A 12,852-nucleotide genomic window follows, 5' to 3' on the forward strand; every position below is an offset into this window, starting at 1 on the left:
TTCACCTAAATCCCTTTTCATGCGGGACACAGTCGGCAAATCCAAAAGTATGAATAGTTAATAAAAAATTGTTTTCTGCCAGGTTGTAAGAGAGATTATCTCTTAGAGAACTGGAATCTCTTTCTTGCCTTAGGTCTGCCGTACTTCTTACGTTCAACCATTCTGGGGTCACGTGTCAGATAGCCTTCAGCCTTCATTGCCGGACGGTATTCAGGATTAATTGCTTCCAAAGCTCTTGCAATACCCAACCTGACAGCCTGTGCCTGCCCTGTTGTACCGCCGCCCTGAACGTTGGCAATGACATCATATTTGCCCAGTGTATCTGTGACCTTAAATGGGGCTAAGATATCATCCCTGTGTGTTTCAAGGGAGAAAGCACGTTCAAATTCCTTGTCGTTAACGGTAATTTTTCCATTACCATTTCTTAAAATAACCCTGGCAACTGCGGTTTTTCTACGACCGACGTAAATGTTATCCACCATTAAATAACTCCAATTATAAACTTAATGTCTCTGGTTTCTGAGCTTCATGCGGATGTTTTTCGCCCGCATATACTTTAAGCTTCTTTATTAATTTCTTGCCTAATCTGTTCTTCGGGAGCATCCCTTTAACAGCATGCTGAATGACAAATTCAGGATCTTTCTGTACTAATTCCTCAAAACTTCTGATTTTAGCACCGCCTGGATATCCTGAGTAATGGAAGTATGTTTTCTGCAACTCCCTTTTGCCAGTCATCTTAACCTGATCGGCATTGACGACAACTACGAAATCACCCGTGTCGGCATTAGGAGTGAAGATTGCCTTTTCCTTGCCTCTGATAACGCGGGCTATCCTGGCTGCCAATCTGCCTAAGACCTGATCCTTGGCATCTACTACGTACCATTTTTTAGCAGCGTTCTCTGTGCTGATAAATCTGGTCATTTTTTCTTGTTTCACTTAATTCTCCTCCGAATCAACTATTTTTTCCCAATAAAGGTCTTAAAGTTAACTCTATCTTAAAACAAAGTCAAGAAAGAGGGGAAGAATTTTCTATAAAATCTTTAGTTTTGAGCCTTTTTCCCAAATTTTTCCCCTTTTTTCAGGCTTTATTAAGCCCCATTATTTCCTTTCGCGCCCGGTTCTCTGGCTACCTTCTGTCCTTTTGTAGTCCTCCGGGATCTCAAAATATTTGCTGTCTACCGATTCCTTTTTTACGTCTTTTACCTCAAGACGGTTGATCTCATCTCCGTTTAAGTCCTTTTGTATGACTAAAAGCGGGAAAAAGCCTCCTGCCGTCACCTTCTGAAACCACCCCGGATAGCTTGAGGAATCCTCATTCTGGAAGAAAATGAAGTTGCCCAGTTCCTGAGTGCTCCAGAGCTCAATTTCGCCGCTGTTGGTCTTAACGGTCCACTTTGCGGCCTTATGGCCCAGTATGTCTTTTTCATCAGAAGTTTTTGTTATCCTGCTGTCAAGATTTTCCCTGCGGCTTAATTCATTCAATTTGTTCGTGATATTAAGGTCTTTTTCCACATAAGTCTTCCTTGAGGGCATAAGTATAAACATCTTATCGTTCTTAAAGATCACCGTTCCCTGAAGTGGAAGGCTGGTCTGCTTACCGGCATTATCCCCCATCTCAACCCTTGCCATATCACCTTTGGCGTAGTACTTAATGTCGTTATCGGATTTTTTTCCCTTTATAGTCATCTCAACAGTACCCTCGAATTTTTCATCCTGTGCAAGAATGCTGCTTAATCCACCTGGTGCCAGCAGGATGCTCACGGCAAAAAATAACATCGTTACTTTTTTCATTGCTACAATCCCTGTAATTTTTTCCATTTAATTAAAGTTAGATGAAATTAAATAATTTTCAATGGAATTTTACAAACTTTTCATCAGTGTGCTAAAAAAGAGAGTTTCCGAAACGGAAGGACCTGACCATGGCAAAGAAAACGGGCTGGAACTGCCTGAAGGCCTCATGCCCCTGCATGATAAGCTTTATGGAATAATCCTCGTCATCGCCTGTCCTGATGTAAATTGTCTGCGAGACCTGGCCTTCAAGTTCCTCGGGATCGTTATAATAGCCTGAAAAACGCCCGAAGTCATACTTATATCTGTACTGATCGGGATTAAAAATATATTTCTCCACAACTTCAACATGAATATAGGGCGGCGGATTGTAGCTCCCAATTGAGGCCCAGAATGTAATTCCGTCAAGCTTTCTTCTTCTCTGCTGGTCCATATAAACCCAGCCTGAAGGATATTTCATACTGACCTTCAGTGTAGGTTCCTGATACATCTGGCTTAAGCCTGTTGAATCAAAGCCCCCTGAATTCATATTATAATATCCCCCGGCCTGAGCGGAGGTGCCGCTAAGGCTCCTGTTGCCCAGACTCCTTTCTGAAGGAGCGCTTTCTTTTACTTCCCTGCCGTCCTTACCTGCCTTTACTGTTTCCTTATCGGGCTGCTTTGAAGTCTTTGACTCAGGAAGAGATTCCTTATCTTTAGTTTTCATTTCCTCAGGATATTTTGTATCCTCAGGAGCCTTTTCTTCCTGAAGAGCTTTTCCTTCAGGCATCAAATTTTCAGCATTAAGGCTTCCTCCCTGAGCCCCTTTTGGCGAAACCATATCAACATAGTATCCTCCATAAGAACTGCCGGAAGCGTTCTCGGCTATTCTCATTAAAATGACAAACCCGAAAAATAAGGTAAAATGCAGGATTACCGAGGCTATCGTGCTGTAAAGGTCCACCGGGCGCCCCCCGGGCTCGTCTGAACTATGTTCTTTTGATTTAATCATCATGCAATTATACAAAAAACGTGAATGACTTTCAGTGACATTAGCTTAACACACCTCAATTAAACATCTGGATCCGGTGCCTTGTTTCCCGGGAAGTCATTCTCTGTAAACGGTTTAATAATTTTTTTTGAGAATTCCGCAAAATTGTTAATTTTAAGGTTGTACTTACAAAAACTTGGATTTTATTATGAGATTTCTTGTAACCGGCGGGGCCGGCTTTCTTGGTATTAACCTCGTGCGCTACCTTTTAGAGAAAAATGAGGAAGTAACTTCACTCGACATAGCGGAGTTTAACTACAAAGACGTTACGGATAAAATAAATGTAGTACGAGGGGACATCAGAAATAAAGATGACGTAAAACGCGCAATGCAGGGGGTTGATATTGTAGTTCACACTGCTGCCGCCCTGCCCCTTTATACAAAAGATGATATATATTCAACCGATGTAGAAGGAACAAGGCTCCTGCTTGCGACCGCCCTGGAACATGGCGTAAAGAGGTTCATACATATTTCATCTACCGCCGTCTACGGTATACCGGACCATCACCCGATTTTTGAAAGTGACAGGCTCGAAGGCGTCGGCCCGTACGGGCAGGCAAAGATTGAAGCTGAAAATGAATGCCTGAAGTTCCGTGAAAAAGGGATGTGCGTCCCGGTCCTCCGCCCGAAATCATTTATCGGACCCGAGCGACTGGGAGTGTTTGCGCTTTTTTACGACTGGGCCAAGAGCGGCAAGGGCTTCCCGATGATCGGTAAAGGAAATAACCGCTACCAGCTTCTGGACGTTGAAGACCTTTGCGACGCTATCTACAGCTGCTCGGAACTCCCTGAGAACGTTGTCAATGATACTTTTAATATAGGGGCAAAAGAGTTTACAACCATGAGGGAAGACTATCAGGCGGTGCTGGATTATGCGGGCTTTGGAAAAAAAATTGTTGGTTTGCCCGAAAAACCTGTTATATTTGCACTGAAATTTTTGGAATTTCTTAAGCTTTCACCCTTGTATAAATGGGTTTACGAGACGGCATCAAAAGATTCCTTCGTCTCAATTGAAAAAGCAGAAAGGCTCCTCGGCTTCAGGCCGAAATATTCAAACAAGGATGCCCTCATCAGAAATTATAAATGGTACCTCGATAATCTGGAAACCTTTAAGGGCCAGTCGGGTGTTTCACACAGAGTTCCCTGGAAGCAGGGGGTGCTGAAAGTAGCAAAGCAGTTCTTCTAAAGACCTCAGAGATGCTAAATTATCCCCTGTAGAATTAGGATTTTTCTATTATATTAGTAAGTAAAAAAAAGGAGAAAAAAGAAAAAATGGCAGAGAAAAAAGACTATCTCAAAGAAACAATTCAACACTTCGACATAAAGCAAAACAACGTGGTTCCGATCGTGGAAGCTATGGAGAAAATGGCTTTCTCAGCACGCGACCTTAACCGCGCAGCCAGAATATACGACATGATGCTGAAGGAAAAGGACTGCACAGTATTCCTTACACTGGCTGGAAGTATATTCTCGGCAGGGCTTAAGAAAGTTGTCTTTGACCTCGTCAATAACAACATGGTCGATGCCATTGTTTCTACGGGTGCTCTGATCGTGGATCAGGACTTTTTCGAAGCACTTGGCTTCAAGCATTACATCGGTACCAAGTGGGTTAACGACAACGAAATGAGAGATCTCGCAATTGACAGAATTTATGATACTTTCATCGACGAAGATGAATTAAGAATTTGCGACGAAACCATTGGCAAAATTGCCGACTCTCTTGAACCGCGCCCTTATTCTTCACGTGAATTCATCTATGAAATGGGCCGCTACCTGGAAAACAACGGCGGGCCAAAGTGCGATGATTCTGTGGTCTACGCAGCTTACAAGAAAAATGTTCCGATCTTTGTTCCTGCTTTCAGTGACTGCTCTGCAGGCTTCGGATTTGTAATGCATCAGACAAAAAACCCCGACAAGCACGTTTCCATCGACTCAGCAAAGGATTTTCTTGAACTTACACAGGTCAAGATGAGTTCAAAGGAAAGCTCAATTTTCATGATCGGCGGCGGTGTTCCGAAAAACTTCACACAGGATATTGTTGTGGCTGCAGACATCCTTCAGGGATCGGCCCCGATGCACAAGTATGCTGTTCAGATTACAGTTGCAGATGAACGTGACGGAGCACTTTCAGGTTCGACCCTCAAAGAAGCCAGCTCATGGGGCAAAGTTGAAACCACTTACGAGCAGATGGTTTATGCAGAGGCTACAATTGCAATGCCTTTAATTACAGGCTACGCATACCACAAAGGCTCATGGAAAGAAAGAAAGCCAAAAGAACACCAGAAGCTTTTTATGAAGCAGCCCCAGCAAGCCTAAGTTAAAAGACTCTCAAAACGACAAAGGCACATCCCTCAAAAAGTGATGTGCCTTTTTTATTTTCCTGACCTCGGACGCTGGACTCGGAATTATTTCATCATCATCATCTTCATCGATTTGGTAAAAGATCCTGCCTTAATTGTGTAAAGGTAAACTCCGCTTGCCACCTGCTGACCTGATTCGTTACGCCCCATCCAGGTTACCTCATAATGCCCGGCCTGCTTAAAGTCATTTACCAGTTCAGCTACCTGTTTACCGGTCAGGTCATAAACCGTCACTTTAACATTTGCAGCCTCGGGGATCTGGTACTTAATTGTTGTTGAAGGATTAAACGGATTAGGATAATTCTGCATGAGGTTAAAGCTCACCGGAGACTTTGCGCCCTCATCTGCAATGTCTGTAGTTGTTGTCCACGGAGCCGAGAACATTCCCCTTCCGTGCGTTGCAGCAAAAATCCTGTTATCCGAGGCCCTGTAGTCCAGATCCGAAACCGATACGTTTGCCAGCCCCTCATTGTTCTGCACCCAGCTTATGCCCTGGTCGGCACTTGTGAATATGCCAAGGTCTGTTCCAACGGCAAGGCTATTGCTGTTTGCGGGATTTACCAGGATACAGTTAGCAGGAATGTTAGGAAGGTTTCCTGAGGTGTTCTTCCAGGTCTGTCCGTAATCCGTCGTCTTATAAACCTTCTGCCCGTCTGAATATCCGGAAAATACTACAAAAGCCGTTGCGGGGTCCTTTGGATCAATTGCAATTTTTCTTGCGTTAAGGTTAGGAAGCCCCGATCCCTTTTCGTTCCAGGTTTTCCCACCGTCTGCTGTCGAGCGTACAACGCCGTTTGAGCATCCGGCATATATTACGTCCGAATTCCCTTTGGCTATGGCCAATGTTGTGATCTTTGCGCCTGAAGAACCCGTACCGTCACCCGTAAGATCCCCGCTTATTGTTGCCCAGGTTGAAGCACCGTTTGTAGTTTTATATACCCTGTATGTTCCTGCAACCAGGTTAGCCGGATTATTGGGATCAATCGTAAAAGGAGCTATAAATTCCACTCTGTCTGAAGTTCCCGCCCACTCGTCCGATCCTCCTGTCGGGATGCCGCTCATGGCCTTAACGTAACTGCGGCCCCCGTTTGTTGATTTATAAATTGCCAGGTCGACGTATTCCATATAAATGTTGTTAGGATTGTTATAATCCACTTCAACGGCACCTCCGTCACCACTGAGAATCTCATACCAGTCCGCCGTGCCGTCAGACTTCACTGTTCCGTTATCCTGAGCGCCGCCGTAGTATTTGTTTGCTGATGGATCGACGGCTCCGTAATAAAACTGCGTAATATAAAGGTCGTTGTTCAGGTCAGTCCAGGAAGTACCCTTGTTTGAGCTCTTAAATATACCGCCGTCAGTGCCCAGAAAAATATTGCTGCTGTTATTAGGATCTATTGCCATTGCATGATGATCGGCATGAACGTAGGCGTAGCCTGAATAAGTATACCAGTTGGTCTTCTGTGCCCAGCTCCTGCCGCCGTCGGTCGATTTCCAGAAATCGAGCCCTCCTGCGTAAAGGGTGTTCGGATCCTGCGGATCAACGGCAATTATGTTATCGTACCACGCCTGATTGGAGGTGTAAGTTGAAGCTCCTGAAACCGACGGGCCAGGCACCTTCAGGCTGTCCCAGCTTGCCCCGCCGTCTTTTGTCATACGCATTATGCCTGCCGTGTTGTCAGAGAGTTTCATGGCCGAAAGATAAACCACCTTTGGATTTGAAGCCGAGGCGGCAAGAACCGTGCGCCCGTTTCCCGGAGCCGTAAAAACCGGCTGGAAGGTTTTACCTGCATCCGCGCTCTCATAAACAGTAGCAGTGTTAAAAAGACCGAAGGCCACATAGATCCTGGACGGACTGTCATAGGAAATTACAATATCCGTGGCGTGAACACTTGAACTGTTAGGAAGGCCTGTTACAACTGTAAAGGTGTTTCCGCCGTCAGTTGATTTGAAAAGCCCTCTTCTTGTAGCTGCCCACAAAGTGTTTGTTGTTTTGTCAATTGCAAGCTTGTTGACATAATAAAAATCCTGCGTCAGTGTTGAGGCCAGGCGGTTCCATGATTTTCCCGCATCGGTGGATTTAAAAATCCCCTCTCCTCTTAACGCATCAATATTTGCATAGCCTTCCCCTGTGCCGGCATAAATAATATCCGGGTTGGAAGGATCCATTACCAGTGAGCCGATGGAAAGGTTTTCCATGTGATCATTAAGCGCAAACCAGTTTGTTCCTCCATTTGTTGTCTTCCAGATTCCGCCGGCAACAGAACCTGCATACATAACTGCCGGATCCTGAGGGTTAATTGCAATACTGCGTACCCTGCCTCCGATGTTGCGCGGCCCTAACTGGGTCCAGCTGAGAGTTGAAGCGGTTTTATTAAGCTGGAGATTATTTTTATTTATCTGTTTCATCGCCTTCTCACGCCATTCAACAGGAATTTCTCCTGAAGGATAGGACCTCTGCCCATAGTACCATTCCAGCATTTTGTCAGCATAACCGGGTATAGCCTCCTCTTCGCCTTCTCTTTCCTCCTCTATGCGCAGCTTACTGAATTCTTCGTTTGTAAAAACTTCCGGCTGCCTGAAATAAAGGAAGGATGATATAAGGCCTGCAGTTAAGAGAAAAGAGGCCAGAAAAACTTTATATTTCTTCATATATAATTTCCAATTTGTGTTATTTATTTACCGGTCTTTTTGGCATCCAGTACTTCATAAACGACCCATTTATTATCCTGAGTCAGACCCACCCTCGCCCGGAAGGTGCTTCCCGGCATTAAGTCTTTAAGCTCCATCAGCTTCCTGTTTTTGTCTATCGGTTTTATCTCTTTTCCATCCATGGAAAAACCCGGTTGCATCCGGTATGTCTCACCCTTGACGGCGAGGCTTTCAAATGCCCCGTCATCTTCAACGTCTTTAACCAGAACTGTTAGTGTAAAGTTATCATCACCTTCAGGCCTGACATGCAGGACTTCAGCCGTTATAACCGAGCTGTTCTCCTGAATGACCGTTTTAATGCCGCCAGACTGCTTGCCGAGTGAATCGGTTTGCGGGGCATTTTGCACCTGCTTACTCCCGGTGTCCGGCTTGCTGCTGCTGCAGGCTGAAAAAATTAAAAGAGATAAAACCATAAAAATGGTTGGAATTCTGAGGCTCATAGCATCCTTTTTTAAGGCACTAATGCTTAACAAAAGACAAAAGTTCATAAAGCTGCCAAAACCGCCCGCAATTTCTTTAATATTTTTGTAAAACAAAGTGCCAAAATTTTACTCTGCGGCAGGTTTCACCCGGGGCGATTTATTTTTCCGGCATTCAAGGAAAGCAGAATAATTAGCCCAGAAATATTTATTAACCACTCCCTTTTTCTTATATTTAGGTAACTTTAACAAAATCGTGAGGACCTAATGGCAAAATTCGACCTGGAAAAAGTTCAGGACATACTGAAAAAAATGAACTTTGATGCGTGGCTGTTTTATGACTTCAGAGGCTCCAACTCTCTGGCCCATGAAATACTTAATGTTTCTCCCGAAGCTCACCTGACCAGGAGATTCTTTTATCTTATCCCTAAGGATGGAACACCGGTTAAGATTGTAAACGGAATTGAAGCTTTCCACCTTGATCACCTGCCGGGTAAAAAGCTCACCTATTCCAGCCATGCCTCCCTGGATAAGCATTTAAGAGATACACTTTCTGGGCTCAAAACCGTTGCCATGGAGTACTCTCCGATGAATGCTATTCCTTACGTATCAAAGGTTGATGCCGGTACAATAGAGTACCTGAGGACGTTTAACATCGACATCAAAAGCTCGGGCGACCTGATCTCGATGTTCGGCGCACTCTGGAGCCCGGAGCAGTTCGAAGAGAACAAAACCGCAGCCCGCGCTCTTTATGAAATTGTAAGACAGGCATTTAATTTCATTAAGGAAAAAACTGCCACTAACTCGAAGGTAAATGAATTCGACGTCCAGCAGTTCATCATGAACGAGTTTAAGAAAAGAAATATGGTTACCGATTCGGATGCCATTGTTGCAGTTAATGAAAACAGCGCAAACCCGCACTATGCCCCGGACTCAGGCGTGCATAAGGATATAAACAAGGGCGACTTTGTTTTAATAGACCTCTGGGCTAAGATGAATACCCCACAGGCTGTAATGGCTGACATTACATGGGTCGGCTATATGGGGCAGGAAGTACCTGAAAAATACACTAAAATCTTTAACATAGTTGCCCGCGCCCGCGACGCCGCCTTCAGTCTTGTTGAAGAGCGCTTTAAGGATGGCCGTGAGGTCCGCGGATTTGAGGTGGATGACGCGGCCCGCAGCGTCATTAAAGAGGCCGGATACGGAGACTACTTTATACACAGGACAGGGCACTCAATTACAACTGAAACCCACGGGTCGGGCGCACATATGGATAACTTTGAAACCCGTGATGAAAGGCTTATTCTGCCTTCGACGTCGTTTTCAATTGAACCCGGGATTTACCTCACGGGAGATTTCGGCGTTAGATGCGAAATTGACGTCTATATTTCCCCCTCGGGCGATGTTATAGCTACCGGAGAGGAAAGACAGAGAGAAATCGTCCCTATACTCAAATAACCCCTTTTTCAGGTCCTGAAGCCCGCCGGTTTAGGGCTTCAGGGCTGCCCTTTTTCTCTTTCCAGATCCTTTTTTAGCCTCACCGGGAACTTTATGCAAATTTATTGCGTAATATTTTTAAGATATTTTCGTAATTTTGTAGAAAAATTTTGAACTATTCAGCCTGAAAAAGGACATTCAGCCCTTTGGGCAAATTGAAATTTATGAGGATTTGATGTTATCCGGGAAATATTTAGAACTCCATAAGCTCCTGCTCGAGAAGATTCCTGAAGACAGGATGTTTTCAGACGACCTTCGTACACTTGCCTATGGAACAGACGCCAGTTTCTACAGACTTATTCCAAAGCTGGTCGTAAAAGTAGATACTGAAGAAGAAGTAATTTTAATATTAAAGCACTGCAGGCGCCTTGGCATATCTGTCACTTTCCGCGCCGCAGGCACAAGCCTTTCCGGGCAGTCCATCTCCGACAGCGTCCTGGTCGTGCTTGGCACTAAATGGAAACACTTCCATATAAATCACGACGCCTCAGAGATAAGGCTCCAGGTCGGAATCATTGGCGCTCACGCCAACGTATTCCTGGCTCCTTATAAAAAGAAAATTGGGCCCGATCCGGCTTCCATTAATTCGGCCATGATCGGGGGCATTGCAGCAAACAATGCAAGCGGCATGTGCTGCGGCACTTCGCAGAACAGCTACAGGACACTGGCCGGAATGAAAATCATTTTCTATGACGGAAGCCTGCTGGATACCAACAACCCCGAAAGCAGAAAGAAGTTTGCCGAATCGCACACTGAAATGATTTCCGCTGTCTGTGCGCTCTCAAAAAAGGTCAAGGAAAACGCGGCCCTTTCTGAACGCATAAGAAGCAAATTCAAGATGAAGAACACCACAGGCTACAGCCTGAATGCCCTTACTGATTTTGACGACCCTATAGATATTATACAGCACCTCATGATAGGCTCCGAGGGAACACTAGGCTTTATCTCCGAAGTAAATTACTATACCGTTCCCGAAATGAGCAATAAGGCCACTTCACTTATGCTTTTCCCCGATGCCGTTACGGCATGCAAGGCAGTCGAGATACTGAAGACTTCAAAGGTCGAAGCCGTGGAACTCATGGACAGGGCTTCGCTGCGCTCGGTTGAGGATAAAGAAGGTATGCCCCCTTATCTTAAATCACTTGGCGCTGAAGTTGCCTCACTGCTAGTTGAAACAAGAGCCGGCGACGCTGAGAGCCTTTCAGGGCAGATTGCTGAAATTAAAGAAGCCCTTAAGGACCTGCCCAAGGTTATGCCGCTTGAGTTTACCCAGGACGAAAAAGAGTTCAAAAAACTCTGGGACATAAGAAAAGGACTCTTCCCTTCTGTAGGCGCAATGAGGAAGATCGGAACTACGGTAATTATTGAGGACGTATGCTTCCCTATCAGCCGCCTTGCCGAGGCAACAGCCGACCTGCAGGAACTGTTCAAAAAACATGGGTATTACGACGCCATTATCTTCGGCCACGCACTGGAGGGCAACCTCCACTTTGTCTTTAAGCAGGGTTTTAATTCAGAGGCTGAAATCAACCGCTATAAAAACCTGATTGATGACGTCACAAATATGGTGGTTAAGAAATATGACGGCGCTCTGAAGGCTGAACACGGCACCGGACGTAATATGGCACCCTTTGTGGAGCTCGAATGGGGACATGAAGCCTTTGGCCTTATGAAGGAAATTAAGAGCATCTTCGATCCGGATAACATCATAAATCCGGGCGTGATACTGAACAACGATGCTGAGGCCCATATAAAAAACCTAAAGCCTCTTCCGGCAGCAAATTCCATAGTTGATAAATGCATTGAGTGCGGATTCTGCGAAATCAACTGCCCTTCAAGAGATCTTACAATTACACCCCGGCAGAGGATTGTTGTCTGGCGTGAAATTGCCCGCCTCAAGGAAACGGGCGAGGATCCGGCAAGGCGCGCAGCCCTTATTGACCAGTACGACTACGACGGCAACCAGACCTGCGCTACAGACGGGCTTTGCGCCACGAGCTGTCCGGTAAACATTAATACTGGCAACCTGGTAAAAGAGCTAAGAGCTGAAAATGCCTCCCCCACTGCACAGGGCATTGCCAGCGTGCTTTCATCCTCCATGAACCAGGTGACGGCAGGAATGAAACTGGGACTCAACGTCGTAAACGGCCTGCATACGGTTCTGGGTACTTCAATAATGCAGGGAGCCTCAGACGTTTTAAGGAAGGTCTCAGGAGGCAGAATACCAATGTGGAACCGTTATATGCCAAAAGGAGCCGACAAAATAATTATCCCTCAAAGCTCAAACGGATCAGAACTTAAGGTCGTATACTTCCCGAGCTGTATTAACAGATCGATGGGCGTCTCCAAGGGAAGTGAAAATAAAGACTCACTTACCACCCGGACTGTCTCGCTTCTTAACAAGGCAGGCTACGAGGTAATTTATCCGAAGAATCTTACAAACCTTTGCTGCGGAATGGCATTTGCAAGCAAGGGCTTTAAAAAGCAGGGTGATAAAAAATCCAATGAGCTTCTGGAAGCATTACTTGAAGCCTCAGATAACGGAAAATTCCCTATACTTTTCGATATGAGCCCATGCCTTTACAGGATGAAGGAATATTTAAGCCAGCACCAGGGACAAGAGCCCTTAAAGATATACGAGCCGGTAGAATTTATTGACGAATTCCTCACAGACAAGCTCAGCTTCACAAAGACAAAGGAAAAAATTGCCATTCACTCCACGTGCAGCTCAACGAAGATGGGGCTCAATGGAAAGCTTAAGAAAGTAGCCGAAATGTGTTCTGAAGAAGTTGTTGTCCCCCACGGCGTCGGATGCTGCGGATGGGCCGGCGACCGAGGCTTTACCTATCCTGAACTTAACGCCTCTGCCCTGAGAAACCTCAAGGGCGGCCTGCCTGATGACTGCCGCCACGGATACTCAACAAGCAGGACCTGCGAAATCGGATTATCCGTGCATAGCGGAATTAGTTATGAATCTATCATATACCTTGTGGATAATTGCACTGAACCTATAGAAAAAAAGCATAACTCTTAAAAAGAGTCA

At 45.4% G+C, this 12,852-nt stretch carries 10 protein-coding genes; 4 read left to right on the plus strand and 6 right to left on the minus strand.

Going from position 1 to position 12,852, the window contains the following annotated elements; translation table 11 throughout:
* Nucleotides 1-95 precede the first annotated feature (95 nt).
* The 4 genes from rpsI to HF312_05990 form a co-directional block, all read right to left on the minus strand.
* Nucleotides 96-482: a 30S ribosomal protein S9 gene (gene rpsI, locus HF312_05975; GenBank protein MCU7519747.1), complete on the minus strand. Its 387-nt coding sequence runs from the start codon at nt 480-482 to the stop codon at nt 96-98.
* A 13-nt stretch (nt 483-495) separates the two neighbouring features.
* Nucleotides 496-921: a 50S ribosomal protein L13 gene (gene rplM, locus HF312_05980; GenBank protein MCU7519748.1), complete on the minus strand. Its 426-nt coding sequence runs from the start codon at nt 919-921 to the stop codon at nt 496-498.
* Between the two features lie 177 nt (nt 922-1,098).
* Nucleotides 1,099-1,791 (minus strand): DUF4412 domain-containing protein, encoded by a 693-nt coding sequence (locus tag HF312_05985; GenBank protein MCU7519749.1) that lies wholly within the window; start codon nt 1,789-1,791, stop codon nt 1,099-1,101.
* Between the two features lie 91 nt (nt 1,792-1,882).
* Nucleotides 1,883-2,782, minus strand: a complete 900-nt coding sequence (locus HF312_05990; protein ID MCU7519750.1) for a hypothetical protein — start codon at nt 2,780-2,782, stop codon at nt 1,883-1,885.
* Nucleotides 2,783-2,966: 184 nt separating this feature from the next.
* Between HF312_05990 and HF312_05995 the strand changes: the two genes are divergently transcribed.
* Both HF312_05995 and HF312_06000 read left to right on the plus strand, forming a co-directional pair.
* Nucleotides 2,967-4,004, plus strand: a complete 1,038-nt coding sequence (locus tag HF312_05995; GenBank protein MCU7519751.1) for an NAD-dependent epimerase/dehydratase family protein — start codon at nt 2,967-2,969, stop codon at nt 4,002-4,004.
* Between the two features lie 86 nt (nt 4,005-4,090).
* Nucleotides 4,091-5,134 carry a deoxyhypusine synthase gene (locus HF312_06000; GenBank protein MCU7519752.1) on the plus strand — a complete coding sequence of 348 codons (1,044 nt, stop codon included), beginning with the start codon at nt 4,091-4,093 and terminating at the stop codon, nt 5,132-5,134.
* A gap of 89 nt (nt 5,135-5,223) precedes the next feature.
* Here HF312_06000 and HF312_06005 read toward each other — a convergent pair whose 3' ends face one another.
* Both HF312_06005 and HF312_06010 read right to left on the minus strand, forming a co-directional pair.
* Nucleotides 5,224-7,830: a T9SS type A sorting domain-containing protein gene (locus HF312_06005; protein MCU7519753.1), complete on the minus strand. Its 2,607-nt coding sequence runs from the start codon at nt 7,828-7,830 to the stop codon at nt 5,224-5,226.
* 23 nt (nt 7,831-7,853) lie between these two features.
* On the minus strand, nt 7,854-8,330 hold the full coding sequence (locus tag HF312_06010) for a hypothetical protein (protein MCU7519754.1): 477 nt from the start codon (nt 8,328-8,330) through the stop codon (nt 7,854-7,856).
* 246 nt (nt 8,331-8,576) lie between these two features.
* On the opposite strand from HF312_06010, the gene HF312_06015 reads away from it, so the two are divergent.
* Entirely contained in the window at nt 8,577-9,770 is a 1,194-nt protein-coding gene (locus HF312_06015; GenBank protein MCU7519755.1) for a M24 family metallopeptidase, read from the plus strand.
* Between the two features lie 214 nt (nt 9,771-9,984).
* Nucleotides 9,985-12,843 carry an FAD-binding oxidoreductase gene (locus HF312_06020; GenBank protein MCU7519756.1) on the plus strand — a complete coding sequence of 953 codons (2,859 nt, stop codon included), beginning with the start codon at nt 9,985-9,987 and terminating at the stop codon, nt 12,841-12,843.
* The last annotated feature ends 9 nt before the right edge of the window (nt 12,844-12,852 follow it).

Source organism: Ignavibacteria bacterium (genome assembly GCA_025612375.1).
Lineage (GTDB): Bacteria > Bacteroidota > Ignavibacteria > Ignavibacteriales > SURF-24 > JAAXKN01.